This window comes from Thermus sp. H19.2, from assembly GCF_054979525.1.
On record NZ_CM143429.1, the window covers coordinates 1370886 to 1396760 of the forward strand.

The following is a 25875-nucleotide window of genomic DNA, read 5'->3' on the forward strand; positions in this document are numbered from 1 at the left end:
CCTTATTGGGGCTAGGGGCCTACTTCAGGACCCCGGCCTCCTTGTAGAAGCGCTCCGCTCCGGGGTGGAGGGGAATGGGGAGGCCCCTCACCGCCTTCGGCAGGCTGAAGAAGCGCTCCAGGTTGGGGTGGATCTTCTTGAAGGCCTCCTGGTTGCCGAAGACCGCCTTCATGAACTTGTAGACCGTTTCCTCGGAAAGCTTCTCCGAGGCGATGAGCATGGCCTGCACCGCCACCGTGGGCGTGGTCACGTCCACGCCCTTGTAGGTGCCCCCCGGGATGTTGAAGCCCACGTAGAAGGGGTACTTCTTGGCAATGGCCTGGACCCGGTTCAGGTCCACGGCCACCAGGGCGATAGGGGTGGTGAGGGCCAGCTGCTGGATGGCGCTCGCTCCCAGGCCCACGGTGTAGAAGAGGGCGTCCGCCCGCTTGTCCTGCATGAGCTGGATGCCCTGGGTGGCGCTCACCCGGATGGCCTGGCCCAGGTCCTCAAAGCGGAGGCCGTAGGCCTCGAGGATCTGCCGGGCGTTCTGCTCGGTGCCGGAGCCCACGTCCCCCACCACCACGCGCCTGCCCTTGAGGTCGGCCACGGTGCGGATGCCGGCGTCGGCGCGGGCCACGATGTGGACCACCTCGGGGTAGAGGGCGGCCAGGGCCCGGATGGCCTTCACGGGCTTACCGTCAAAGGCGGGGATGCAGCAGCCCTGGTAGGCGTAGTAGGCGATGTCGTTCTGGGCCAAGGCCATCTCAAACTCCCCGGCGGCGATGGCGTTGATGTTGGCCACGCTTCCGCCGGTGGAGCGGGCGTTGGCCCGGATACCCACGCCCGCATCGTTCACCAGCTTGGCCATGCCCGTGGCCACGGGGAAGTAGACCCCGGTGGTGGAGCCGGAGCCGATGGTGAGGAACTCCTGGGCCATTCCCAGGCCGAGGAGGGCTAGGGCCGTCAACAGTACCTTCTTCATCCGCATAAAACCACCTCCTTTAGGCCGGGGTCAGTATACCCCGGGGGCCCACCTCCCGCAAGCCTTTTAGCGGCCCGCCACCTTGAGCCGGGCCTCGAGGCGGTTGGTGAAGAGGGTGAGCACCGTGGTGAGGAGCAGGTAAATGGTGGCCACCGCCAAATAGACCTCCACGGGCCGGAAGGTGGCCGAGATGATGCGCTGGCCCGAAAGGGCGAGCTCCGTGAGGGTGATGACGCTAGCCAAGGAGGAGTCCTTGAGGAGGGCCACCACGTTGTTGACCAGAGGGGGCACCACGATCCTCAGGGCCTGGGGCAGGACGATAAAGCGCATGGTGTCCCCCGGGGAAAGCCCCAAGGACCAGGCCGCCTCCCACTGCCCCTTGGGAATGGCCTGGATCCCGGCCCGCACCACCTCGGCGTTGTAGGCCCCCACGTTGAAGGCCAGGGCAAGGAAGGCCGCCCAGTAGGGGGTAAGGGCCTGCTGGGCGGTGGGCCATAGGGGCGTTAGGAGCAGGGGAAAGGCCGTGTAGGCGAAGAGGATCTGGACGAGGAGGGGCGTACCCCGGATGACCCAGATGTAAAAAGCGGCGGGGAGCCGCACCCAGGGCCGGGCCGAGAGGCGGAACATCCCCGCCAAGACGCCGATAATAAGCCCCGCCCCCCCGGAGAGGAGGGTGAGCTTGAGGGTGACCTCCGCCCCCTGGGCCATGGCCTGCCCCGCCGAGGCCGCCCGCTCGGGGCCAAAGCCCGCCAGGAGGAAGTACCGCTCCAAGGCCAGGCCCAAAAGGGCGAAAAAGGCCACGTACCCCAGGGCGATAAGGGCGAGGAAGAGAAGGGCGCGAAGGAAAAAGCGCATCTTGCCTCAAGGATAGGCCCCGGGGCCTTCCCGCCCCAGGGCCTAGGCGGCGGCTATCGGCAACGCACGTCCTCGCCAAACCACTTCTTGGAGATCTGGGCGTAAGTGCCGTCCTTCATCAGGTCGGCCAGGGCTTGGTTGAGGGCATCCAACAGGCCCTTGTTCCCCTTGGCCACCGCCATGGCCACCCTCTCCTGGAAGAGGAGCTCGCCCAGCTGAAGGGTGCCCTCCAGCTTCCTTTCCTTGATGGCCTCCTTGGCCACGAAACGGTCGGTGATCCAGGCGTCCAGGCGGCCCGCCAGGAGGTCTTGGAGGGCATCGGGGTCCTTCTGGTAGGTGCGCACCTGTTTGACCCCGGGGATCTTCTGGGCGGCCTCCATGTAGGTGGTGCCGATCTGCACCCCCACCACCTTGCCCTGGAGGTCCTTGGCGGTCCTGGGCCCTCCCTTTTTGCTCACGATCACCCCGCCCGTGCAGTAATGAGGGTTGGTGAAGTCCACCGCTTTGGCCCGCTCCTCGGTGATGCCGTGGGAGGCGATGACGAAGTCAAAGCGCCCCTGGTTGAGCTGGATGAGGAGGCTGTCAAAGGACTGGGCGATCCAAACGGGTTTCAAGCCCAGCTTCTTGGCGATGGCGTTGCCCAGGTCCACCTCAAAGCCCGCAAGCTGGTTCTTCTCGTCAAAGTAGTTGAAGGGGGGGAAGGCCCCTTCCGTGCCGATGCGGATTTCCCCTGAGCGCCGGATGGCGTCGAAGCTCCGCACCTGGGCCAAGGCCAAGCCCAGCGCCAACACCCCCAGCCAAAGCGCAAACCTTTTCATGCCCACCTCCTAACGGGGCTGATTATACACGCCTAGGCCCAGCGCACCCACATCACCCTCCCCGTGATGGGGTGCCTCAGGGCCAGGCGCACCCCGTAGGTGTAGCTTCCCGGGCGGTGGGGGCGGAAGCCCCCCTCGTACCCCCCCTGGGAAGGGGCCAGGGGAACCACCTCCAGCTCCCCCGTGCTCCGCTTGACCACCAGCTGGACCTCCAGGAAGGGCTTCAGAGCCTCGGGCACCTCCCCCTCCACCCAGGCCCGCACCCGGAGGGGCTCGCCATTGAGGGTGAGGTGGCCCGGGGCCTCCACCCGAAGCCCCAGGGCGAAAAAGACAGGAAGGGTTTGGTGGAGAGCCTCCAGGGTTTTGGCCGCCTCCCGGGCGCGCTGGGCCATCTCCGCCCCCCTTTGGTAAAGGGCCAGGTACTCCCTCACCATGCGGGCGGCGCTGAAGTAGGGCCCCACGGTGCGCAGGCTCTCGTGGATCATGGCCAGCCAGCTGGCGGAGTAGCCCTCGGGGCCCTTGGCGTAGAAGAGGGGGAGGACCTCGGACTCCAGGACGTCGTAGAGGGCCTGGGCGTCGGCCATGTCCTGGGCCTCCTCGCTTTCGTAGACCCTCTCGTCCCCGATGGCGAAGCCGTTCTTGCCGTTAAAGGCCTCGGCCCACCAGCCGTCCAGGACGCTCAGGTTGAGGGCCCCGTTGAGGGCCGCCTTCATGCCGCTGGTGCCGCTGGCCTCCATGGGGCGGCGGGGGGTGTTGAGCCAGACGTCGGAGCCATGGACCAGGAGGCGGGCCAGGTACATGTCGTAGTCCTCCACCACCACCATGCGGTCCTCGAGGCCCAGCTCCCGGATCCTGGCCACGAGCTCCTGCAGGTAGGCCTTACCGGGCTCGTCCTTGGGGTGCGCCTTCCCGGCGAAGACGAACTGCACGGGGTAAGGCCCCCGGAGGATCTTGACCAGGCGCTCGGGGTCCCGGAAGAGGAGGACGGCCCGCTTGTAGGTGGCGAAGCGGCGGGCGAAGCCGATGGTAAGGGCCTCGGGGTCCAGAAGGCGCTCGGCTTCCCGCAGGCGGCTTGGGCTTTCCCCGTTGCGGCGGCGCTGCTCGTAGACCCGTTGCCGCACCTCGCGAACGAGCTCGGCGCGAAGCTCTCTATGGATGCGCCAAAACTCCTCCCCCAGGCCCTCCACCTTCCAGGTGGTGGGGTCCTCGGGACGCTTTGACCACTCGGGGCCGAAGACCTCGGCGTAGTGGCGGCGAAGCCTCGGATGGAGGAAGGTCCAGGTGTGGACCCCGTTGGTGACGTGGCCGATGGGCACCTCTTCCGGGAGGAGGTCCGGCCAAAGGTGGTGGAACATGCGGCGGGAGACCTCCCCGTGGAGGCGGCTCACCCCCCCGGCCTGGGCGCTGGTCCTAAGGGCCAGGTTGGACATGGAAAAAACCCTGCCCCAGGGCTTCTCCTCGAGGCCCAAAGCCAGGACCCCCTCCCGGTCCGCCCCCAGCCTTTCCCAAAGGTGGCCCAGGTACTGGTCCATGAGCTCCAGGGGAAAGGCGTCGTGCCCGGCGGGCACCGGGGTGTGGGTGGTAAAGAGGGCCCCCGCCCGGACCAGCTCCAGGGCCAGGGGGAAGGGGTGGCCCTCCCCCACCAGCTCCCTCATCCGCTCCAAGCCCAAAAAGGCCGAGTGCCCCTCGTTCATGTGGAAGACCTCGGGGGAAAGGCCCAGGGCCCTAAGAAGCCGCATCCCCCCGATGCCCAAGACCATCTCCTGCTTGAGGCGCATCTCCAGACCCGGGGCGTAGAGCCGGGCCGTGATCTCCCGATCCTCCGGGGCGTTTTCCGGGAGGTCGGCGGTGAGGAGGTAGACCGGCACCGCCCCCACCTGCACCCGGTAAGCCCCAAGCCACACCGTGCGCCCGGGGAACTCCACCCCCACCCTGAGGGGCTTTCCCTCCCGGTCCCCCACCGGCAGCAGGGGAAGCTCCTCGGGGCGGAGAAGCTCGTAGACCTCCACCTGGGCGCCTTCCTTGGAGAGATGCTGGTGAAAATAGCCCTCGTGGTAGAAGATCCCCACCCCCACCAGGTTCAGGCCCAGATCGCTGGCCGCCTTCACGTGGTCCCCGGCCAGCACCCCAAGCCCCCCGGCGTAGATGGGCAAGGAGCTGTGAAACCCGTATTCGGCGGAAAAGTAGGCGGTAAGGGGGCCCTTCTTCCGCTGGCGCTCCTCCAGATAGGCCCTAAGGGCCTGCAACACCCCCTGGACCCGGGCCGGGTAGCCGGTGCCGAGGAGGCCTTCCAGACGGGCAGGGTCCACCTCGAGGAGGAGCTTCACGGGGTTACCGCGGAAGCGCTTCCAAAGGGAGGGGTCCACCTCCTGAAAAAGCTCTGCCGCCTCCGGGTTCCAGCTCCACCAAAGGTTGTAGGCGAGCTCCCTGAGACCCCTCAGGGGCTCGGGGAGCTCGGGCATGGCCGTGATGTGCCCTAGGGTCCTCACGAGGGGGGATTATACCGGCTTTGGGGGGAGGGCGGCGGGCCGTACTACCCCATGCCGGCATGGGGTGGTATCACCTGAGGCGCCTCCAGAGCTCGGGGCCCAAGAGGAGGGCCACGGGCAGGATCTCTATCCGGCCCGCCCACATCAAGAGGATGAGGACCCCCTTGGCGAGGGGATGGAGGCCGGCGTAAGAGCCCATGGGCCCCACGGGGCCCAGGCCCGGGCCGATGTTGCCGATGGCTTGGGCGCTGGCGGTGAAGGCCACCACGAAGTCCTTCTCCAAAAGGGCCAGGGCCAGGGTTCCCGCGGCGAAAAGCAGGGTGTAGAGGAAGACGAAGACGGAAACCTGCCGCAGGGCCTCCTCGGAAACCACCCTCGGCCCCAGGCGCAGGGGCAGCACCGCCTGGGGGTGAAGGGTGCGGGTGATCTCCCGCCTGAGGAAGCCGAAGAGCAGGAGCCAGCGCACCACCTTGATCCCGCCCGCCCCCGAGCCCGCGCTCCCCCCCACGAACATGAGGAAGACCAGCACCGCCTGGGCGGGTACCACCCACCCGGCGAAGTCCACGCTGGCGAAGCCCGTGGTGGTGAGGATGGAAACCACCTGGAAGAAGGCGTGGCGGAGGCTTTCCTCGAGGCCGTAGAGGTGGTGGGTGTAAAGGTAGAAGGCCAAAAGCGCCCCCGCCAGGAGGGTCAAGGTCCCATAGGCCCGGAACTCGGGGTCCCGCAAAAGGGGCCCCACCTCCCGGCCGAAGAGGAGGCGGTACTGGAGGAGAAAGTTCACCCCCGCCAAAAACATGAAGAAGCTCCCCGCCCAGTGGGCCAGGGAAGGATAAGCGGCGAAGCTTTGCGGGTTGGGGCTAAACCCCCCGGCCGGGGTGGTGGCCAGGGCGTTGGCCAAGGCCTCAAAGGCGGGCACCCCCGCCCCAAGGTAGGCCAGAAAGGCCAAGGCGGTGAGGAGGAGGTACACCCGGAGCACCGCCTGGGCGGTGTGGCGAAGCCTGGGGGTGAGCTTCTCCTTCTCCACCCCGGTAGCCTCGGCGAAGAAGGCCTGGCGCCCCGCCACCTGGAGCTGGGGAAAGACCACCAGGAAGAGGAGGACGATGCCGATGCCGCCCATCCACTGGGTGAAACCCCGCCAGAGGAAAAGGCTCTGGCCAAAGCGGCCGAAATCGCTGAGCACCGTGGCCCCGGTGGTGGTGAACCCCGAGACCGCCTCAAAGAGGGCGTCCAGGTAGCCAAGCCCCCCGGAAACCCAGTAGGGCACCGCCCCCAAAAGGGGCACCGCCAGCCACAAGAGGGCCACGCTGGCGAAGACCTCGGCCCGCCTGGGCTGGGCCTCCGGGTGTCCCAGGGCCTGGAGGAGGCGCCCAAGCCCAAACCCTAAAAGGGCCGCCAGGGCGAAGCCCCGGGCATCTTCCCGCCACAGGAAGGCGAGGAAGGCGAAGGCGAGGAGCACCCCCCCGAAGCCCTGGTAGGTGAGGCCCAGGAGGTAGAGGCTGGAGCGGAACCCCCCTCTAGCCGAGGATCCGGGCCACGACCGCATCCGCCACCTCCCGGGCCACCACCAGGAAGAGCCGGTCCCCGGGGAGGGCCTCGAGGCCCTCCCGGTACAGCATCACCCGGTGGTCCCGCTCCAAGGCGATGGGGGCCACCTGGGGCCCCGCAAGCCCCCGCAAGGACCTGGGGACAAAGCTTTCGGGAAGCTCCACCTCCAGAAGCTCGATGTTCTCGTCCATAGTGGAAACGTGCTCCACGTTCTCCGGACCCAGGAAGTCCAACACCGCCCGCACCGCCGCCTGGCGGGGGGTGAGGGGCAGGTCAATCCCCACCTCCTCAAAAAGCCTCCGGGTCTCGGAGCGGGAAACCCGGGTGATGACCTTGCCCACCCCGAGCTGCTTGGCGAGGAGGGAAGCCAGGAGGTTCTTCTCGTCGTTGTCGGTAACGGCCACCACGGCATCGGCCTCCGCCATCCCCTCGGCCCGCAGAAGCTCCAGGTCGGTGCCGTCCCCCTGGATGATGAGGGCCCCCGGCAGCTCCTGGGCCAGCCACTGGCACCGCTCCCCGCTGGGTTCTATGACCACCACCTCTATCCGCCGCCGCACCAGTTCCTGGGCCACCATGAAGCCCACGTTGCCCCCCCCCAGGACCATCACCCGGCGCACCCCCCGGCCCGAGGCAAAGCAGGCCTCCAGCTCGGGAAAGGCCTTGAGGGTGGTGACGAAGAGGAGCTTGTCCCCTGGCTCCAGCACCAGCTCGGAAAACTCGGGGTGGGCAAAGCTCTGGAACTCCCCGTGGCGCACCACCCCCACCACCAAGACCCCTTCCGGCCAGGAAAGCTCGGAGAGGAGGCGGTGGGCGTAGGGCCCCCCCTCCTTGACCCGGTACTCCACGAAGCGGAGCCGCCCCTCCGCCAGGAACTCCGTGTCCACCGCCCCGGGAACCAGGATGACCTCCACGATCTCCCGGGCCATGGCCCGCTGGGGCCAGAGGACCTTGTCTATGCGGGTGCCCAAGATCTCGGCGGTGCGGGGGTCGGTGAGGACCTCCACGTACCCCCCCTTGCCCACGAAGCAGAGGGTCTCCTTGGCCCCAAGCCCCTTGGCCAAAAGGCTCGCCAGGAGGTTGATCTCGTCGGAGTCGGTGCTGGCGATGAAGAGGTCCGCCCGGTCCACCCCGGCCTCCCTCAGGGTGTCGGGGTCCGTGGCCCCCCCCACCACCACCTTGACGTCCAGCGAGGCGAAGCGTTCCTTGGCCTGGGGGTTGCGGTCGATGACCACCACCTCGTGGGCCTTCTCCAAGGTGCGGGCCAGCTCCCCCCCCACCTCCCCGCCCCCGGCGATGACGATGTACATACCGCCCCTATCCTACGCCTGGACCCCGTGGAGGTCGTGGGTCTCCGCCCGGGTGATGCGCACGGGGATCCGGTCCCCCACCCGCACCGTGCCGTCGGTCTCCACGTACACCACCCCGTCAATCCCCGGGGAGTCGCGGTAGGTGCGGCCCACGGCAAGACCGGGCTCGGGGAGCTCGTCCACCAGGACCTCGAGGGTCTTCCCCACGAGGCGCTGGTTCTTCCGGAGGCTGATGCGGGCTTGGTGCTCCATAAGCCTCGCCCGGCGCTCCTCCTTCACCTCTTCAGGTACGTGGTCCGGGAGGCGGTTGGCCTCGGCCCCCTCCACCGGGGAGTAGGCGAAGACCCCCACCCGGTCCAGCTCCGCCTCCTCCAGGAAGTCCAAGAGGATCTGGAAGTCCTCCTCCGTCTCCCCGGGGAAGCCCACGATGAAGGTGGAACGGAGGGCAAGCCCCGGCACCGCCTCCCGCCAGGCCCTTAGGGTCTTGAGGTGGCTTTGGTACCCCCCGGGGCGGCGCATGAGGCGGAGGATCCGTTCAGAAGCGTGCTGAAGGGGGACATCCAGATAGGGCAGCACCTTCCCCTCGGCCATGAGGGGGAGCAGGTCCTTCACGTGGGGGTAGGGGTAGACGTAGTGGAGGCGAACCCAGGCCCCAAGCTCCGCCATGTGGGCGAGGAGGTCCTTGAGCTCGGCCCGCACCGGCCGGTCGCCCCAGACGCTCTCCCGGTGCCCCAGGTCCACCCCGTAGGCGGAGAGGTCCTGGGCGATGAGGAGGAGCTCCTTGGTGCCCGTGGCCACGAGCCTCGCCGCCTCGGCGAGCACGTCGGCGGCGTCCCGGGAACGGAGCCTCCCCCGCAGCTTAGGGATGATGCAGAAGCTGCAGCGGTGGTCGCACCCCTCGGAGAGCTTCAGGTAGGCGTAGTGGCGGGGGGTGAGCTTGACCTGGGGGGGCACCAGGTCCAAAAAGGGGTCCCGGGGGGCGGGAAGGACCGCCTGCACCGCCTCGAGGACCCTCTCCACCTCCCCTGGGCCCGTGATCTCCAGGACCTTAGGGTGCTTCTTCCGGATGACCTCGGGCCTGGCCCCCAGGCACCCCGTGACCACCACCTGGCCGTTTTCCCGGAGGGCCTCCCCGATGGCCTCGAGGCTCTCCTCCACCGCGGGGGTGATGAAGCCGCAGGTGTTGACGATGACGAGCTCCGCCTCCTTGTAGGTGGGGCTCGTCTCGTAGCCTAAGGCCTTCAGCCGGGAAAGGATCTGCTCGGAGTCCACCAAGGCCTTGGGGCACCCCAGGCTCACAAAACCGATCTTCGCCATAGGCCTCCCGGGGCCCGCAGGCCCCAACAAAGGAAGAGTATAGCCAAGGAGGAGAGCCCCTTTCTAGAGGGCCCTTCATACCCCTTTGGCGTGAGTCCTTCGCCTAAGCCCGAGTACGGAAGCCCTGCGGGCCTTTTTGACCGGGGCCCCCATGCTGGCTTGGGCCAGCATGGGGTGGTATCAGGGGAAGCGCCGGGTAAGGGGCTTGCCGGGCTCCCCCAGGGGCCCGAGGTCCTTCCCCTCCAGGATGACCCGCACCGCCCCCGGGTTGCCGGAGCGCACCTCCACGGGCAGGTCAAAGGAAAGCTCCGCCCCCACCTCGGGAATGCCCTCGTAAAGCCGCTTCTCCCCTTGGGTGACCCGAAGCCAACTCCGGCCCTCCACCTTTAGGACCAGCCTCCCCGCAACGGCCTCCGCCTCCTTAGGAGAAGGAGGGGTCTGGGGCAGGGCCTCGAGGCGGTAGCGGAGGGCCAGGGGACGGTCCAGGGCGATTTCCTCCTCGAGGGGCCGGTACCCGGGAAGCTCCAGGCGGAGGACCCGCCTGCCCCCCTCCAAGGGCGGGGCCTCCAGGGGGGTCTGGCCCAGGTAAAAGCCGTCCAGGTAGACCCGGGCCCCGGGGGGCTCGGAGGCCACCCTAAGGGGGTAGCGCTCCGGCGCCTCGGGCGTGGGCTTGGGGGGAAGCTCCACCACCTGGGCGGGCCTCGGCCGGAGGAGAAGGAAGGCCCCGTAGCCCAGGCCCAAAAGGAGGAAGAAGGCCAGAAAAAGGCTCCAGGGAAGGCGCCGCCCCCTGGGCCGGGGAGGAGGGTAAGGGGAAGAGGGAAGGGCGGGGTACAGGGCCAAAAGGGGCTCGGGGTCCAGGCCCAGGAGGAGGGCATAGCGCCGGAGGTAACCCCGAGCCAGGGCAGGCTCAGGGAGAGCCTCAAAGCGGCAGGCCTCCAGGGCCTCGAGGACGGCCACCTTCAAGGCCAGGCGGGAGGCCGCCTCCTTCAGGGTCAGGCCCCGCTCCTCCCGCGCCCTTCTAAGCCTCTCCCCCAGCTCGCACACAAGGCTATTCTAGCCCCGCCAGGGCCAGGGCGACGCGGGCCGCCAGGCGGGCGTTTTCCAGGAGGAGCCTCCGGTTGACCCGGTCGGTCTCCCCTTGGGAAAGCTCGCTCAGGCGGCGGAGGAGGTAGGGGGTAAGGGCCTTGCCAAAGATGCCCTCGCGCGCGGCCTGGCGGCTGGCCTCCGCCACCATCCCCGCCACCTCCTCGTAGGGGAGGCCCTGGGAGACCGGATTCACCAGGAGCACGCCCCCAAGGCCAAGCTCCCGGGCCCGGCGAAAGAGGAGGGCGGCCTCCAGGGGCGTCTCCACCCGGGCGGGCAGGGGGTAGGGGGAGGAGGGGGAGTAGAAGGCGGGGAGGCGGTCGGTGCGGTAACCCACCACGCTCACCCCCAGGGTCTCCAGCCGCTCCAAGGTGGCCCCGAGGTCCAGGATGGCCTTAGGCCCCGCCGAAACCACCAGGATGGGGGTGCGGGAGAGGGCCACGAGGTCGGCGCTTTCGTCGTAGGGCTCGGGGTGCACCCCACCGATGCCCCCGGTGGCGAAGACCTGAAGGCCGTACCGGTGGGCCAGATGGGCCGTGGCGGCCACGGTGGTGCCGGCGCTCCTCCCTTGGGCCAGGAGGGCGGCCAGGTTCCAGAGGCTGGCCTTGTCGGCCCCTCCTCGGGCCAGTTGGGCCTTTTCCTCCGGGGTTAGGCCTACGCGCACCTCCCCCCGCACCAGGGCGATGGTCTTGGGTGTGGCCCCCTCCTCCCGCACCGCCTCCTCCAGGGCCTCGAGGGTCTCCAGGTTGAAGGGGTAGGGCAGGCCGTGGGTGAGGACCGCGGACTCCAGGGCCACCAGGGCTTCGGGCATGGCTTTCAGTATAGGCCTAGACCTCGGGCCAGACCAAAACCTCCTCCCCCACCCGGAAGCCGTGGAAAAGGAGGAGCTCTGGGGCCAGGCGAAGCTCCACCCCAAGGCCCTCCGCCCCCTCCACCGCCAAGGAGGCCTCCCGGGCCCCCCGCGCCCGCACCCGGGCAAAACCCCCGTAGTGGGCCCGCCAGGCGGCCAGGAGAAGCCCGTCCACCTGGGCCCCCCGCTTGCCCAGGGCCACCCGGAGCCTGGCGGTGTGGGGCACCCTGGGGACCACCTCCACCAGGCGGAGCCGGGCCAGCTGCCCCAAGCGCTTGAGCACTTCCCCCAGGGAGAGGCCTGTGGCGGGAAGGAGGTCCAGGGGGCTCTTGCCCTCCTCCAAGGCCAGGAGGAGGGCGAGCTCGGTGGGCTCCAGGGTGGTCTGGGCGCCCCCGGCCTTCGGGGTAGGCCGCACCAGGTCAAAGGGGCCCACCTCCACCCCCTCGTCCAGCAGGCGAAGGGCCTCCAAGAGATACCCCTCCAGGGGCCCGGCCAGGGAGGTGCGGGGGGCCCGCTCCCCGGGAAGGAAGCGGAACCTCCCCTCCTTGAGGAGGAGAAGGCCTAGGAGGGCCTCCTTCCCCTCCTTCCCCCGGTAGGCGGCGTGCACGGGCCGGCCGCCCTCCAGGTAGACCTCCCCCCCTTCCACCCGGAAGACCCCGGTCTTTCCCCCATGGGCCAGAAGCTGGAGGAGGTCAATGGGCCCTAAGAGGCGGAAATCGCCTTCCATAAAGCCCCCAGGTAGCCCTCCCCGAAGAAGTGCACGTGGGCCAATAGGTAGCAGACCTGGTAGCGGGGAAGGGCCCTTTCCACCTCCTCGGGAATGGGGTAGGCCTCCCGGTACGCCCGCCAGAAGGTCTCGGGAAACCCGCCGAAAAGCCGCATCATGGCCAGGTCCACCCCCCGCTCCCCCACGAAGAAGGAAGGGTCCAGGAGGGCCGGGCCCCTTTGGGAAAAGTGCACGTTCCCGTGCCAGAGGTCACCGTGCAGGGGAGAAGGCCCCTCCGTGGGCAAAGGCCTGTGGAAAAGGGCCTCCACCTTGGGGCCCAGCTCGCCCAACCGTTTCCAGGTGGCCCTTAGGAAAGGCTCCACGCACCGCAGGAAGAAAAACTCCCTCCATTCCCCCCCTCGCCTCCCGGGCAGGGGGAAGGTGCCCAGGAACCCGGGGTCCGCCCCGTAGGCCTCCTCCCGCCTCCGGTGAAGATGGGCCAGCATCCGGGCAAGCCCCTCCCAGTCCTGGGGGCCCGGGGGCAGGTACTCCAGCACCAGGCCCTCTTCCGCCCAGGCGTAAACCCTGGGCACCCGCACGCCCCGTTCCCCCAAGGCCACAAGCCCTTGGGCCTCGGCCCGGAAAAGGCCCGGGGGAGGGTCTTCCGCCAGCTTCACCACGTAGGCCCCCACCCGGTAGACCCGGGCCATATCCCCCCCGTGGAGGGGAACGGGGGGGCCTTCCGCCTCAAGCCCCGCCTTCCTCAACAGGCGCAAGGGGTCCATGCCGTTCCAGGAAGGCCTTGACCGCGGCCTCCACCGTCCAGTAGACCTCCCGGCAGTCCTGGAGGTCCCCGTAGTAGGGGTCCGGCACCTCCCCCCCGCCCAGCTCCTCCAGGAGGAGGCGGGCCTTGCCCCTGGCCTCGGGAAAGCGCCTCTCCACCTCCTGCAGGTTCTCCCGGTCCATGACCAGGATGTGGTCGTAGTAGCGGGCGTCCTCCGGGGTCATGGCCCGGGCCACGTGGGGGAAGTAGGCCCCTTCCTCCTCCAACACCCGCCGGGCCCGGGGGTCCATGGGCTCCCCGGCGTGCCAGGCCCCGGTGCCTGCGGAATCCACCTCAAAGTGGGCCTCGAGGCCCCGCTCCTTCAGGAGCTTGCGGAAGGCCCCCTCGGCCAGGGGGCTACGGCAGATGTTCCCGAGGCACACGAAGAGCACGCGCACGGGACGGTCCATACCCCCATCATAGCGGCCGCCGTCAATAGGGGATCTCCGCCACCACCTCCGTGCCCTTGCCGGGCTCGGAGCGCACCGCAAAACGCCCCCCCCTCGCCTCCACCCTCTCGCGCATCTGGGTAAGGCCAAACCCCCCCAGGCCCGCCGCCTCGGGGCTTTGGAAGCCCTTGCCGTTGTCCCTCACGGTAAGCCTCGCCCCCCGCTCCCCCAAGGGCTCCAACACCACCTCCACCCGGGTGGGCTTGCCGTGCTTGGCGGCGTTGGTGAGGGCCTCCTGGAGCACCCGGAAGAGGACCAGCTCGCTGGCCTGGGAAAGCCCCACCCGCTCCGGCAAGGAGAGGAGGACCCGGAAGCCCGCCTGCTCGGCGAAGGCCTGGGCGTAGCGCCGCACGGACTCCAGAAAGCCGTAGCGCTCCAGATCGATGGGCCGGAGGGCGAAGATGCTCCGCCGGACCTCGCGGATCTGGGCCCTCAGGGTGTCCTTGACCTCCTGGAGAGCTTTTAGGGCCGCTTCCCGGTCCTTGGCCAAGAGCCTTTCCGCCAGGTCCAGCTTCAAGGCCATGAAAGCCAGGCTCTGGGCCAGCCCGTCGTGGATCTCCCGGGCGATGCGGGTCCTTTCCTCGTTGATGGCCAGCTCCTCCGCCTTCAGGTAGGCCTGGGCGTTCCGCACCGCCAGGGCCACCTGGGAGGCCAAAAAGGAGAGGAAGGGGATGCGCCGGGAAAGCCCCCGGCCCCGAAGCACCAGCACCCCCACGGTCTCCCGGGCCCTGAGGGGCAGGGCCAAGGTGTCCTGGGCCACGAAGATGGGGCCTTCCAAAGCCCCCCGCCAGGGACCCTCAGGGAGAAAGGGATGGCCCGGGAGGTCTAGCTCCCGCACCACCCGGGGCACCAGGAAGCCCTCCTCGTCTAAGAGGAGCACCCCTCCCTCTTGGGCCTCGGCCCAGGCGCGGATGCGCTCCAGAAGACCTTCCAAGAGCCGGTCCAGGTTGGCCTCGGCCTTCAGGGCCTGGTCCACCTCGTAAAGGGTGAGGAGGTCCCGGCTCCGGGCCACCACGGACTGCAAAGCCCCCGCCACCTCGTGGGCCAGCACCTCCAAAAAGGCCCGCTCCGGGGTCTCGGAGCAGGCTTCCAGATAGCCCCTCAGCCCCGGGAGCTCCACCCTTAGCCCCCCGCACTCCTCCCCCGCCCGCACCCCCTCCACCTCCAGGGCCACCCCATAGCCCAGGGTTTCCCTGAGGGCGCGGGCCAGGCGGCTTGTGGCCTCCTCCAGGTTCTGGCTCTCCAGGGCCTCCCGGAAGATCCTCCCCGCCGCCTGCAAACGGCGGTTGGCCTCCTCCAAGGCCCGCTCTGCACGGACCTTTTCCAGGACCTCCTGGGCGATCCACTCCAAAACGGCGTAGGTGACCAAGGGCCCCACCAGGCCGTAAAAGCCCAGGCGGAGCCAGAGGGTCATGTCCTGGTGCCGGTAGGGCAGAAGGGCCAGCTCAAAGGCCACCACCACGGCGGCGATCAGGGGCGGAAGAAGCCTTTGGGCCAGGCGGACCAGGCGCAGGAGGTTCTCGCTAGCCATGGCGGTCCCTCATCCGGTAGCGGCTTTGGTGCAGAAGCCCCCGCAAGAGCTGGACCTCCCCGGGGGAAAGCCTCGCCTTGTGGAGGATGCGCCTCAGGCGGCGCATGGCGTAGGGGAAGCGGTTCTCGTCGGTGAAGCCGATCTCCAGGATGTAGCGCCCCAGGTCCTGGAAGAGGGCCTCGAGGGCCGAGACCTCCGCAAGGGCTTCCTGGGGTCCCCCTTCCCCCCGGGAGGCCGCCTTGAAGAGCTCGTAGGCGAAGACCACCACCGCCTGGGCCAGGTTCAAGGAGGGTTGCTCGGGCGCGGTGGGGATGGTGGCGATGAGGTGGGCCAGGTCCAGCTCCTCGTTGGTCAGGCCAAAGGTTTCCCGGCCGAAGACCAAGGCCACCTCCCCCTCCGTGGAAAGCACGTGCCCAGGCACCTCCCAGGCGGGCACCACGGGAGCGGGGTAAAGCTCCCTCGGCCTCCCCGTGGTGGCCACCACCAGGCGCGCGCCCCGAAGGGCCTCGAGGAGCCCCCGGGCCACCACCGCCTGGTCCAGGACCTCCTCCGCGTGCACCGCCAACCAGTAGGCCTCCCGCGCCCAGGGCGGGCCCACCCGGGGCCCAGGGTTCACCACGTAAAGCCGAGAAAGGCCGAAGTTGCGCATGGCCCGGGCCACCGCCCCCACGTTCATGGGCTCCTGGGGCTCCACCAGGACCACGCGGACATGGGCCAGGGGGCTCATGGGGTTCCCTCCGGGGAGGAAGCGGGGGTCTCCTGGGGAGGCGCAGGCTGGGCCTTAAGGTCCGGCGCCAGATCCTCCTGGGAAGGCGGGGGCCCGGGCTCTTTTCCCTTAGGGAAGACCATCTCCACCCCGCTATCGGAGGCGTACCCCGAAAGGAGGTCCACCCGCGCCCGCACCAGGCCCGAAGGCATGGGAAAGTCCCCGCCCGGGCGGCCCCTCAGCGCCTCGGCCACGAAGTCCCGGAAGATGGGGGGGTTCACCACCGAGCTGGAGGGCTCCCGCCCGCCCATGCGCAAGGGCTGGTTGTCGTCCCGCCCCACCCAGACCACCACGGAAAGCCCCTGGGTGAGCCCGGCGAACCAGAGGTCCCGGGCCTCGTTGGTGGTCCCGGTCTTCCCCCCCACCACCCGCCCCGGGACCCGCGCGCCCTTGGCCAGGCCCCTTTCCCCCAGGTCGTACACGTACCCCTTGAGGAGGTCCCAGCCCTGGTAGGCCGCCAGAGGGTCAAAGAGGCGGCGCCTCTCGGGGGAGGACTGGTAGAGCACCCTTCCCCCGCCGTCCTCCACCCGTTGCACGTAGAGGGGGGCCACCCGGTAACCCCCGTTGACGAAGGCGGCGTAGGCGGCGGCCAGGTCCACCGGGGTGATGGAGGCTCCCCCGATGGCGATGGCCAAGGTGGGGTACTTCACGGCGAAGCCCGCCTGGGAAAGCTTCTCCGCCACCCGCTCCACCCCGATGGCCTGGGCGGTGGAGATGGCGGGCAGGTTCAAGGAGAGGTCCAGGGCGTAGCGCACGGTGATCTCCCGGTTGAGGAAGGTACCGGAGAAGTTCTTGGGCCGCCAGAGCCCCCCAGGCTGGCTGGGGTCGGGGAACTCCAGGGGCTTGTCCGGCACCAGGGTGGCCTGGGTCCAGCCCGCCTCAAAGGCGGTGGCGTAGACGAAGGGCTTGACGGCGCTCCCCGGGTTCCTGAGGGCCCGGGTGGCCCGGTTGTACTCGTCCCCCTCCCGCCGCACCCCCCCCACCAGGGCCAGGACCTCCCCCGTCATGGGGTCCAGGGCCACCAGGGCGAGCTCCGCCCCTTGAGGCAAGCGGGCCCGCTTGGCCACCCCTTCCGCCGCCCGCTGCATGGCGGGGTCCAGGGTGGTGTAGACCTTAAGCCCCCCCTCCCCGTAGACCTTCTCCTTGCCGAAGCGGGCCTCGAGGAAGCGCCGCACCTCCAGGACGAAGTGGGGGGCCATGCGGTAGTCCAGCTGCCTCAGAAGGCGGGCTTCGGGGTCCACCAGGCGGGCCTCCAGCAGGTTGCCCTCCTCGTCGTAGCGCGCCTCCCATCCCCTCGGGGCAAGGGGCTCCTTCCAGGCGGCCTCCGCCAGCTCCCGGCTCACCCAGCCCTCCTCCACCATCTGCTGAAGGAGGAGGCGCATCCTCTCTCGCACCCCCTTCAGGTCCTGGTAGCGGGCGTTGGGCGCGGGGATGAGGGAGGCCAGGTAAAGCCCCTCGGCCAGGGTAAGAGCCGCGGGGTCCTTGCCGAAATAGGCCTCCGCCGCCCCCTTGATGCCCACGGCGTTCCCTCCCCAGGGGACCACGTTGAGGTACATCTCCAGGATCTCCTCCTTGGTGTAGCGCCTCTCCAGCTCCAGGGCCAGGGCCCACTCCTTGAACTTCCGCTCTAAAGAGCGGGCTTGGGCCAGCTCCTTGAGGAGGGTGTTCTTGATGACCTGGGTGGTGATGGTGCTTCCCCCCTGCAGGTCCCCCCGGGCGATGGCGTAAAGCGCCCCCAGGATCCGGAGAAAATCCACCCCGTAGTGCTGGAAAAAGCGGCGGTCCTCGGAAAACACGATGGCCGCCACCGCCGCCGGGGAGACCTCCGGGAGGCGGACCAGGCTTCGGTGGATGGCCCTGCCCTCTTCCACGCTGGCGATCTGGGCCAAGGGGGTGCCGTCCCGGGCGTAGAGGGTGGAGGTGGCCGTGAGGCGCAGGCGCTCAAACTGGGAGAGGTCCGGGAGGCTCCGGGTGTAGGCGTAGGCCAGATAACCCAGGGCCAGAAGGACCCCAAAGAGAAGTCCCACCAGGGTGAGAAAGAGAAGGCGCAAGGCCCGCACGCTCCTAAGTTTACCCAAGGCCCCCCTTTAGGCCGAAAGGCCCATAAACCGGAGGAGCTTCTCCCGGGTCAGAGGCTTTTCTATGGGGGTCACCCGCACCACCTCGGCGGTGGTGCGGAGCTTTTCCTGAGGGGAGATGAGGACGGCCAGAGGAACCTCCTTGAGCCGCCGCACGTGGCGGATACGGGTGGCCACGGCGAAGGGGTCCACGTCCAGATCCTCGTCCACGAGGATATAACGGGGAGTGTTTTCCGAAAGCCAAAAAAGGCCCTCCCGGGCCAGGTCAAAGGGGCGAACGGGGACGCCCCTTTCGGACAGGACCAGCTCCACGTAGGCCCTTAAGGCCTGGTTGCGGCTTAATAGGAGCAAGCCCGGATAGTCCGCCGCCACGGCAGCAGTTTATCCGGGCTTTGCGAAAGGCGTGTGAAAAAGGCTGGCTGGGGCGCGTGGACTCGAACCACGACCGGCGGATCCAAAGTCCGCTGTCCTGCCATTAGACGACGCCCCAGCGGCCAAGCCCGATTGTAGAGCAAAAGGGTGGTGGCGTCAAACGTTGAAAACTGGCCTCCCCCTTTTGGTTCGGACATCATGTAGGCATGAGGAGGTTACCCTTTGAGCCAGAGGCTTTGAGGCCCTTTGTGAGCCCTTTGCTGGACCCGTGGCTTTGGCGGTGGGAAGACAAGGTGGCCCGTTTGCTGTGGTCCATCCTGGCCTCGGGCTCGGCTCGGAAGAGCGACTGGGCCAGGGCTTACCGGGAGGAGGCCAAGGAGGAGGCCAACTACAAGGCGATAGACCGCCTCTTGCCCCTCTTGGAGCCCAAGCGCTACCTCCTGCGGCTTCTGGACCCCAAGACGCCCTTTCTCCTGGTGGACCCCACGGAGGTCCCCCGTCCCCAGGCCAGGCGCACCCCCTACGTGGGACGGCTTTCCGATGGCAAGACCCTGGGTTTTTGGGCGGTGGTCTTTGCCCAGCCTTACGGGGGCCGGGCGGTGCCGGTGTACGTGGGGAGCTACTGGGAGGGGAAGGGGGAGGGGAGGAACCGGACCTGGGAGGGACTGGTGGAGGAGGTGGTGGAGTACGTGGAGGAGGGGACGGTGTGGGTGTTTGACCGGGAGTTTTCCTTCGGGGGGTGGCTGGAGGCCCTGGAGCGGTGGGGGGTGAGGTACGCGGTGCGGTTGAACCTGGGGACGAGGCCCAGGCTTTTGTGGCGTGGGGAGCGGCTTATTCCCTGGGTGGACCGGGGTCGGGAGGTGAGGTACGAGGGGGTGTGGTACCGGGGTGAGGTGGAGGTGAACCTGGTGGGGGTGTGGCGGGAGGGGATGAGGGAGCCCCTTTGGGTGATGGGGAACCTTCCCCCGGAGGAGCTTTTGCGGGTCTACGAGGAGCGGATGAAGATTGAGGAGGGGTTTAGGGACCTGAAGGGGCACCTGGGGTTGGGTGGGGTGATGAGCAAGGGATGGGAGGCCATGGAGAAGACCCTGGCCCTGGTGGCCTTGGCTTACGGGGTAGGGTTGATGGTGGGGGAGGAGGCGCGGGGGCGCCTGAAAGGGGGGGCTCAAAGGGGAGGCGGAAGTGGGGGGCTTACTCCGGGCTCTTTGTCCTCTTGAGGCAGCCGGTGCGCTTTTCCCCAGAGGAGTGGGTAGACATCCTGCGCCGCGCCCTGGAAGCCTGGCTGCAAAGGTTGTTCCCTACCCCCGTTTCCCCCGGGCAGGGGGCAGATGTCCGAACCTAAAGGTGGAGCTCAGTTGAAAAGGATGTAGAGGACATCCCCGTCCTGCACCTCGTAGTCTCTGCCCTCGAGGCGCACCCAGCCCCGCTCCTTGGCCCGCACCCACCCCCCGGCCTCCACCAGCTTGTCCCAGGGGATGACCTCGGCCCGGATGAAGCCCCGCTCCATGTCGGAGTGGATCTCCCCGGCGGCCTGGGGGGCCTTGGTCCCCCGCCGCACCGTCCAGGCCCGCACCTCCTTCTCCCCGGCGGTGAAAAAGGTGAGGAGGTCTAGGGCGCGGTAGCCCGCCCGGGCGAGGCGCTGTAGGCCGCTTTCCCTAAGGCCGTAGCTCTGGAGGAGCTCCCCCGCCTCCTCCGGGGAAAGTTCGGCGAGCTCGGCCTCGAGCCGGGCCGAGACCACCACCACCTCGGCCCCCTCCTCCTGGGCCCTCTCCCGCACCGCCCTCACGTGGGGGTTCCCCTCTCCCTCGGGCAGGTCCTCCTCGGCCACGTTGGCCACGTAGATCACGGGCTTGGCGGTGAGGAGGGGGGTCTCTTTGAGGAAGCGGCGCACTTCCTCGGAAGGGGGGAAGGTGCGGGCGGGCTTGCCTTCTTGCAGATGGGCCTGGAGGGCCTCCGCCGCCTCCAAGAGGGAAAGCCTCTCCCGGTCGGCCCTGGCCTCTTTCCTCAGGCGCTCAAGCCGCCTCTCCAGGGCGGCGAGGTCGGCGAGCAGGAGCTCGGCTTCCACCACTTGGGCGTCCTCCAAGGGGTCCACCCGGCCCATGACGTGGACCACGTCGGGGTCGGGGAAGCAGCGGAGGACGTGGGCGATGGCCGCCACCTCGCGGATGTGGGCCAGGAACTGGTTGCCGAGCCCCTCCCCCTTGTGGGCCCCCTTGACGAGCCCGGCGATGTCCACGAACTCCACGTGGGTGGGCACCACGGGCGGAACCCTCTCCCCCTTGGCGAAGGCCTTCTGCAGGGCATAGAGCCTTTCGTCCTCCAGGGGCACCACCCCCACGTTCTTGTCTATGGTGGCGAAGGGGTAGTTGGCGGCCAGGGCCCCCGCCCGGGTGAGGGCGTTGAAGAGGGTGGACTTGCCCACGTTGGGTAGACCTACGATTCCTACGGCAAGCATCTTAGGACCTCAAAAAAAGCCCCAAAGGGGGCCTTTATCCATCCTATCATGCGGGTTTCGTATGATGGCGGGGTATGGATCTGGCCGCCCACATCGACCACACCCTCCTCCGGCCCACCGCCACCCCAGAAGAGGTGCTTAAGGCGGCGGAGGAGGCGCTGGAGTACGGCTTCTACGGCCTCTGCGTCCCCCCTTCCTACGTGGCCCTGGTGCGCCAGGGCTTTCCCCACGCGCCCTTCCGCCTGGTGACGGTGGTGGGGTTTCCCCTGGGCTACCAGGAAAAGGCGGTGAAGGCCCTGGAGGCCGCTTTCGCCGTGGCCCAGGGAGCGGACGAGGTGGACATGGTCCTCCACCTGGGCCGGGCCAAGGCGGGGGACCTGGACTACCTGGAGGCCGAGGTGCGGGCCGTGCGGGAGGCCATCCCCAAGGCGGTGCTCAAGGTGATCCTGGAAACGGGGTACTTCTCCCCGGAGGAAATCGCCCGCCTGGCGGAGGCGGCCATACGGGGCGGGGCGGACTTCCTCAAGACCTCCACGGGCTTCGGCCCCCGGGGGGCGAGCCTTGCGGACGTGGAGCTCCTCGTAAAGGTGGCCCAGGGAAGGGCCCAGGTGAAGGCGGCGGGAGGCATAAGGGACCGGGAAACCGCCCTAAGGATGCTGGAAGCCGGAGCCAAGAGGCTTGGCACCTCCAGCGGGGTGGCCTTGGTCAAGGGGGAAGGGGGCGGCCTTGGGTACTAGAAGGCCGCGGAGGAAGGAGATCGCCGGGCTTCCCGGCTACCTCCTCCTTCTGGTCCTCCTTCTCCTTTGGCTCTTTCAGGAGCTCCGCCCCGGGCCCGCCCCGGAAAGGGCCCCCCTGGAGGGAGGCGGGCCTGAGGTCTACTTCATGCCCGAGGACGGGACCCGGGCCAAGGCCCGCCTTCTCGCCCTCATGGACGGAGTCCAGGAAAGCCTGGAGGGCGCCTTCTACGAGTTCCGCGACCTGGAGATCGCCCAGGGCCTCCTCCGGGCCAAGGCGCGGGGGGTGAGGGTGCGGCTCTACGGGGAAAGCGACTACCGGGAGGACTTCCGCCGCTACCTGGTGGCGGCAAGCCTCGGCCAATCCCAAGAACCCCCCCGGGTGCCCCAGGCGGCCCTAAGGGAAAGGGTACGCCCCACCTCCCTAGACTGCGAGGAGATCGCCGGCATCCCCGTCTGCTACGACGAGCGGGAAGGGTTCATGCACCACAAGTTCCTGGTGGCGGACGGAAAGGTTCTGTGGACGGGGAGCACCAACATGACCTGGAACGCCTTCGCCCGCAACAACGAAAACAGCCTCTTCCTCCCCTCCCCCACCCTGGCCCAGGGCTACGCCCGGGAGTTCCAGGCCCTTTTTAGGGGGGAAAAGGAAGGCCTGGGCCTTCCCGTGGCCTTCCGCCTCGAGGACCCCCCCCTCTCGGGGGCGGCCTACTTCAGCCCCAAGGGAGGAGAAAAGGCGCGGGAGGCCCTTCTTAGGGCCGTGGAGCGGGCCGAGAAGGAGATCCTGGTGGCCGCCTTCGTCCTCACCGACCGGGAGCTGGTGGAGGCCCTAAAGAAGGCCCACCGCAGGGGGGTCCAGGTGCGGGTCCTTCTGGAAAGCCGCAACCTCAGGGACAGCCGGGAGGAAGACCTGCTCCAAGCCGGCATCCCCGCGCGCCAAGACGGCAACCCCTACACCCTCCACCACAAGGTCATGGTCCTGGACGGGACCAGGGTGGTCACGGGAAGCTACAACTTCACCCAGCGGGCCTGGCAGGTGAACAACGAAAACCTCCTCGTCCTGGAAAGCCCCCCCTTGGCGGAGCGGTACCGCCAGGAGGTGTTGCGGTTATGGGAGGAAGGGAAACCCCTTTGATACCACCCCATGCCGGCTTGGGCCAGCATGGGGGCCCCGGCGAAAGTATGACGCCGTCCTCTGGGGCGAAGGAAGAGGCCCCCGTCCTCGTCCTGGCCTCGGGTAGCCCGCGGCGGAAGGCCCTGCTGGAAGCCTTGGGCTACCGGGTGCGGGTGGTGGTGCCGGGGGTGAAGGAGGAGGACCTCCCCCTACCCCCCAAGGCCCTGGCCCAGGCCCTGGCCCGGAGAAAGGGGGAAAGGGTGGCGGGAAACTGGGTTCTGGCCGCCGACACGGTGGTGGACCTGGACGAAAAGCCCCTGGGCAAGCCCAAGGACCGGGAGGAGAACCGGGAGTTGCTGAGGCGCCTCTCGGGGCGGGCCCACCTGGTCCACACCGCCTTCTACCTGCGCACCCCCAAGGACCTGGTGGAGGAGGTGCACACCGCCCGGGTGCGTTTCCGGCCTCTTTCGGAGGAAGAGATCGCCTGGTACGTGGATAGCGGCGAAGGCCTGGACAAGGCAGGGGGGTACGGGGCCCAAGGCCTGGGGATGGCCCTCTTGGAGGGGGTGGAGGGGGACTTCTACACGGTGGTGGGCCTCCCCGTGGCCCGCATTTTCGCCCTCCTTTGGGAACGGGGGTTCCGGCCATGAAGGAAACCACCCTCCGCCGCGGCCTACTTCTCTTGCTCCTCCTTCTGGGCCTCGCCCTGGCCGCCCTCACCCGGCCCCTGGTCCCCCGGCTCCCCCTCGCCCTCTCTTCCCTCACCGCCCCCCTGCCCGCCTGGGGCTACCGCCTGGGGCAGAACCTGAAGGCCCTTTGGAGCGCCCTGGCCAACCGCCAGGACCTCTACGGGGAAAACCGGGCCCTAAGGGCCCAAGTGGCCCTCCTAGAGGCGGAGAACAAGCGCCTCGCCCTCAAGGTGGCCCAGCTGGAGCGGGCCCTGCGGGTCCGCCAAAGCCAGGCCCCGGGGCTTTGGGCCGTGGCCCCCGTGGTGGGAGAGGACCTTTCGGGCCTCTACCGCCGCCTGGTCCTGGGCCTGGGGGAGCGGGACGGCCTCCGGGTGGGCATGCCCGTCACCGCCCCCGAAGGGCTGGTGGGCCTGGTGGTGGAGGTGGAGGAGCGGCGGGCCTTGGTGCGCACCCTCCTGGACCCGGAAAGCCAGGTGGGGGTGCGCCCGGAGAAAGCCCCGGGGAGGGGCGTCGCCCGGGGAGCCCCTCCGGGCCACCTCCTGGCCGAGTTCCCCCCCAGCGTGAGGCTTAACCCGGGGGACCTCCTCCTCACCGGGGCCCCTCTGGGGCTCTTCCCCGACGGGATCCCCGTGGGCAGGGTGGAGCGGGTGGAGCGGGCCTCGGGAGGCCTGAAGCTTAGGGCCTGGGTCCGCCCCCTGGTGGACCTCTCCCTGCTCGAGGAGGTCATGGTCTTGAGGCCCTTATGATCCCCTTCCTGGCCCTCCTCCTCACCCTCTTCCTCTCGGGGCTTCTCGCCGCCCTCTGGCCCCAAGGGGCCATGGCCCCCGATCTCTTCCTGGTCCTCGCCCTGGGGTACGCCGCCCGAAGGCCCTTCTACCTGGGCCTGCCCGCAGCCTTCTCCTTGGGCCTTCTTCAAGACCTTCTGGGCTACGGGCTCTTGGGGCTCCACGCGGTGGGCCTCACCCTGGCCGCCTACGCCTATTACGCCGCAAGCCGCCGCCTGGCCCCAGAGGGCCACCTTCCCCTCCTCTTCGCCTTCCTCTGGGCCTTTCTGGCCAAATGGCTCGGCCACTTTCTGGTGGCCTACTGGCTCCGCCTGGACCTGCCGCCCCTCCTCCTAGGGGACCTGATGCTGGAAGGGCTTTTCACCCTCCCCTTTTACCTCCTCGCCCTGCGCTTGGGTAAATCCCCATGACCGACCGCCTTTACGCCCTCATGGTGTTCTTTCTCGTGGCCTTCGGCCTCCTTGGCCTTCGGGCTTGGCAGCTTCAGGTCTTGGAGTACGAGAAGTACGCCCTGAGGAGCCAGGGCAACTACCTAAAAACCGAGGGCCTCCCCGCCCCCAGGGGCCGGATCCTGGACCGCAAGGGCCGGGTCATCGCCCAGGACCGGCTGGTGGTGGACCTGGTCTACGAGGGAGGGGAGGTCCTCTTTGGGGAAAGGCTTCTGCCCCTCCTGGGCTTGAAGGACCTCCCCAAGGGCCCAGGCCCCGTGGTGCTCAAGGCGGGGGTCCCGGAACACCTTCTCCCCACCCTGGCCGAGCTCACCGCCGGCCAGAAAAACCTGAAGCTGGTGGAGCGGGTGGAACGCTACTACCCTAACCCTATCTCCGGGCCGGTTTTAGGCTATGTTCTCCTGGCCAACGCGGAGCAGGTGAAGCGGGGGTACAGCCCCGAGGAGCAGGTGGGCCAGGCGGGCCTCGAGGCCGCCCTGGAACCCTACCTGAGGGGGAAGCGGGGGGTGAAGGCCGTGGAGGTGAACGTCAAGGGGGAGCGCCTCCGGGAAACGGTGCTGGAGGAGCCGGTGCCCGGCCAGGACGTGGTCCTCACCCTGGACCTAGACCTGCAACGGGCGGCCGAACGGGCCCTCGAGGAGGCCCTGGCCGACATCAACGCCGGCAGGCGCCTCCAGGGGCTTCCTCCGGCCACCCGGGTCAAGGGGGCCATCGTGGCCCTGGACCCGAGGACCGGGGAGGTGCTGGCCATGGCCTCCTCCCCCTCCTTTGACCCCAACCTCTTCTCCAGGCGCCCGGTGCCCAAGGAGGCGGGAGCCCTTCTCCAAGACCCCGACCTCCCCCTCCTCAACCGTGCGGTCCAGCCCTACACCCCCGGCTCCACCTTCAAGCTGGCCACCAGCTACGCCCTCCTGGAGGAGGGCTACGTGAGCCCCACCACCACCTTCCGCTGCAGCCCCTACATCGTCTTCGGCGGCCAGGTGCGGCGCAACTGGGCAGGCCGGGACATGGGCCCCATGACCGTCAAGGAGGCCATCGCCTGGAGCTGCAACACCTGGTACTACCAGGCGGTGGCCCAGGACCCCTCGGGCCTGGTGGACCGCCTGGCGCAAAGGGCCCGCCTCCTGGGCCTGGGAGAGGCCACGGGCCTGGAGGTGGCCGAGAAGACCGGCCTCCTGCCCACCCGTGCCTGGAAGCGGGAAACCCTCAAAGAGCCCTGGTATCCTGGGGAAACCCTTTCCGTAGCCATCGGGCAGGGCCCCGTCCTGGCCAGCCCCGCCCAGATCGCCCGGATGCTGGCCACCCTGGCCAACGGCGGGTTCAAGCCTCGGCTCCACCTGGTAAAGCGCCTGGGAAGGGCCGAGGTGCGCCCGGAGGGGCAAAGGGTGCCCGGGCGTTACTGGCAGGTCCTGCAGGAGGGCTTGCGCAAAACCGTGGCCGAGGGCACAGCCCGGCACGTCCTGGGCGACTTTCCCGTGCCCACCGGGGGGAAGACCGGCACCGCCGAAACCCCGGGCAAACGGGTGGGGCTGGAGCACGCCTGGTACATGGGCTACGGCCCCACCGACCCGGGCGCTCCCTATCCGCCCTTGGTAGTGGTGGCCTTCTTTGAGAACGGCGGTGAGGGAAGCCGGGTGGCCCTTCCTGCGGTGAAAAAGGTCATGGCCGCCTACTGGGGAATGGCCCGGTAGAATAG

Annotated in this window: 24 protein-coding genes and 1 tRNA gene; 7 read left to right on the forward strand and 18 right to left on the reverse strand. The window is 68.7% G+C overall.

The window, feature by feature from the left end:
- Nucleotides 1-19: 19 nt before the first annotated feature.
- The 17 genes from ACY5J6_RS07495 to ACY5J6_RS07575 all read right to left on the reverse strand — a co-directional run bounded on the left by ACY5J6_RS07495 (nt 20) and on the right by ACY5J6_RS07575 (nt 18071).
- The gene (locus ACY5J6_RS07495) at nt 20-964 is read right to left on the reverse strand and encodes a TAXI family TRAP transporter solute-binding subunit (protein WP_462846506.1); all 945 of its coding nucleotides are present in this window, start codon (nt 962-964) and stop codon (nt 20-22) included.
- 66 nt (nt 965-1030) lie between these two features.
- A complete protein-coding gene (locus tag ACY5J6_RS07500) occupies nt 1031-1819 on the reverse strand; it encodes an amino acid ABC transporter permease (RefSeq protein ID WP_462844369.1) in 789 nt (262 codons plus the stop codon).
- 53 nt (nt 1820-1872) lie between these two features.
- The gene (locus ACY5J6_RS07505; protein ID WP_462844370.1) at nt 1873-2637 is read right to left on the reverse strand and encodes an ABC transporter substrate-binding protein; all 765 of its coding nucleotides are present in this window, start codon (nt 2635-2637) and stop codon (nt 1873-1875) included.
- Nucleotides 2638-2669: 32 nt separating this feature from the next.
- Nucleotides 2670-5126, reverse strand: a complete 2457-nt coding sequence (glgP, locus tag ACY5J6_RS07510; protein ID WP_462844371.1) for an alpha-glucan family phosphorylase — start codon at nt 5124-5126, stop codon at nt 2670-2672.
- A gap of 70 nt (nt 5127-5196) precedes the next feature.
- A complete protein-coding gene (locus tag ACY5J6_RS07515) occupies nt 5197-6669 on the reverse strand; it encodes a TrkH family potassium uptake protein (RefSeq protein WP_462844372.1) in 1473 nt (490 codons plus the stop codon).
- Nucleotides 6641-7978 carry a Trk system potassium transporter TrkA gene (trkA, locus tag ACY5J6_RS07520; RefSeq protein WP_462844373.1) on the reverse strand — a complete coding sequence of 446 codons (1338 nt, stop codon included), beginning with the start codon at nt 7976-7978 and terminating at the stop codon, nt 6641-6643. The genes ACY5J6_RS07515 and trkA overlap by 29 nt, the downstream gene beginning before the upstream one ends.
- 12 nt (nt 7979-7990) lie before the next feature.
- Nucleotides 7991-9295, reverse strand: a complete 1305-nt coding sequence (rimO, locus tag ACY5J6_RS07525) for a 30S ribosomal protein S12 methylthiotransferase RimO (RefSeq protein WP_462844374.1) — start codon at nt 9293-9295, stop codon at nt 7991-7993.
- A 180-nt stretch (nt 9296-9475) separates the two neighbouring features.
- Nucleotides 9476-10339 carry a RodZ domain-containing protein gene (locus ACY5J6_RS07530; protein WP_462844375.1) on the reverse strand — a complete coding sequence of 288 codons (864 nt, stop codon included), beginning with the start codon at nt 10337-10339 and terminating at the stop codon, nt 9476-9478.
- Nucleotides 10340-10343: 4 nt separating this feature from the next.
- Nucleotides 10344-11189 carry a pseudouridine-5'-phosphate glycosidase gene (locus ACY5J6_RS07535; protein ID WP_462844376.1) on the reverse strand — a complete coding sequence of 282 codons (846 nt, stop codon included), beginning with the start codon at nt 11187-11189 and terminating at the stop codon, nt 10344-10346.
- A 16-nt stretch (nt 11190-11205) separates the two neighbouring features.
- The gene (locus ACY5J6_RS07540) at nt 11206-11955 is read right to left on the reverse strand and encodes a DUF4388 domain-containing protein (protein ID WP_462844377.1); all 750 of its coding nucleotides are present in this window, start codon (nt 11953-11955) and stop codon (nt 11206-11208) included.
- Nucleotides 11931-12719 carry a fructosamine kinase family protein gene (locus ACY5J6_RS07545; RefSeq protein ID WP_462844378.1) on the reverse strand — a complete coding sequence of 263 codons (789 nt, stop codon included), beginning with the start codon at nt 12717-12719 and terminating at the stop codon, nt 11931-11933. Before ACY5J6_RS07545 ends, ACY5J6_RS07540 begins: the two co-directional genes overlap by 25 nt.
- A complete protein-coding gene (locus ACY5J6_RS07550) occupies nt 12682-13167 on the reverse strand; it encodes a low molecular weight protein-tyrosine-phosphatase (protein ID WP_462844379.1) in 486 nt (161 codons plus the stop codon). The genes ACY5J6_RS07545 and ACY5J6_RS07550 overlap by 38 nt, the downstream gene beginning before the upstream one ends.
- A gap of 22 nt (nt 13168-13189) precedes the next feature.
- Complete coding sequence (locus ACY5J6_RS07555; protein WP_462844380.1) at nt 13190-14737, reverse strand: sensor histidine kinase; 1548 nt, start codon at nt 14735-14737, stop codon at nt 13190-13192.
- Entirely contained in the window at nt 14730-15464 is a 735-nt protein-coding gene (locus ACY5J6_RS07560) for an RNA methyltransferase (protein WP_462844381.1), read from the reverse strand. Before ACY5J6_RS07560 ends, ACY5J6_RS07555 begins: the two co-directional genes overlap by 8 nt.
- Nucleotides 15461-17563: a transglycosylase domain-containing protein gene (locus ACY5J6_RS07565; protein ID WP_462844382.1), complete on the reverse strand. Its 2103-nt coding sequence runs from the start codon at nt 17561-17563 to the stop codon at nt 15461-15463. Before ACY5J6_RS07565 ends, ACY5J6_RS07560 begins: the two co-directional genes overlap by 4 nt.
- A 27-nt stretch (nt 17564-17590) precedes the next feature.
- Nucleotides 17591-17953 (reverse strand): response regulator, encoded by a 363-nt coding sequence (locus tag ACY5J6_RS07570; RefSeq protein ID WP_462844383.1) that lies wholly within the window; start codon nt 17951-17953, stop codon nt 17591-17593.
- 44 nt (nt 17954-17997) lie between these two features.
- Nucleotides 17998-18071: transfer RNA gene (locus ACY5J6_RS07575), tRNA-Gln, on the reverse strand.
- A gap of 88 nt (nt 18072-18159) precedes the next feature.
- On the opposite strand from ACY5J6_RS07575, the gene ACY5J6_RS07580 reads away from it, so the two are divergent.
- Nucleotides 18160-19170 carry a transposase gene (locus ACY5J6_RS07580; protein WP_462844384.1) on the forward strand — a complete coding sequence of 337 codons (1011 nt, stop codon included), beginning with the start codon at nt 18160-18162 and terminating at the stop codon, nt 19168-19170.
- A gap of 134 nt (nt 19171-19304) precedes the next feature.
- On the opposite strand, the gene ychF is transcribed toward ACY5J6_RS07580, so the two are convergent.
- Nucleotides 19305-20408, reverse strand: coding sequence for a redox-regulated ATPase YchF (gene ychF / locus ACY5J6_RS07585; protein ID WP_462844385.1), 1104 nt, complete (start codon nt 20406-20408; stop codon nt 19305-19307).
- Nucleotides 20409-20482: 74 nt separating this feature from the next.
- Between ychF and deoC the strand changes: the two genes are divergently transcribed.
- From deoC to ACY5J6_RS07615, 6 genes are read left to right on the forward strand one after another with little or no spacing between them, the layout of a single operon-like run.
- Entirely contained in the window at nt 20483-21145 is a 663-nt protein-coding gene (deoC, locus tag ACY5J6_RS07590; RefSeq protein WP_462844386.1) for a deoxyribose-phosphate aldolase, read from the forward strand.
- Nucleotides 21135-22277 carry a phospholipase D-like domain-containing protein gene (locus ACY5J6_RS07595; RefSeq protein ID WP_462844387.1) on the forward strand — a complete coding sequence of 381 codons (1143 nt, stop codon included), beginning with the start codon at nt 21135-21137 and terminating at the stop codon, nt 22275-22277. Before deoC ends, ACY5J6_RS07595 begins: the two co-directional genes overlap by 11 nt.
- A gap of 47 nt (nt 22278-22324) precedes the next feature.
- Nucleotides 22325-22906 (forward strand): Maf family protein, encoded by a 582-nt coding sequence (locus ACY5J6_RS07600; RefSeq protein WP_462844388.1) that lies wholly within the window; start codon nt 22325-22327, stop codon nt 22904-22906.
- Nucleotides 22903-23691 (forward strand): rod shape-determining protein MreC, encoded by a 789-nt coding sequence (gene mreC / locus ACY5J6_RS07605; RefSeq protein WP_462844389.1) that lies wholly within the window; start codon nt 22903-22905, stop codon nt 23689-23691. The genes ACY5J6_RS07600 and mreC overlap by 4 nt, the downstream gene beginning before the upstream one ends.
- Nucleotides 23688-24140, forward strand: coding sequence for a rod shape-determining protein MreD (gene mreD / locus ACY5J6_RS07610; protein WP_462844390.1), 453 nt, complete (start codon nt 23688-23690; stop codon nt 24138-24140). Before mreC ends, mreD begins: the two co-directional genes overlap by 4 nt.
- A complete protein-coding gene (locus ACY5J6_RS07615; protein ID WP_462844391.1) occupies nt 24137-25870 on the forward strand; it encodes a penicillin-binding transpeptidase domain-containing protein in 1734 nt (577 codons plus the stop codon). The genes mreD and ACY5J6_RS07615 overlap by 4 nt, the downstream gene beginning before the upstream one ends.
- Nucleotides 25871-25875: the final 5 nt, after the last annotated feature.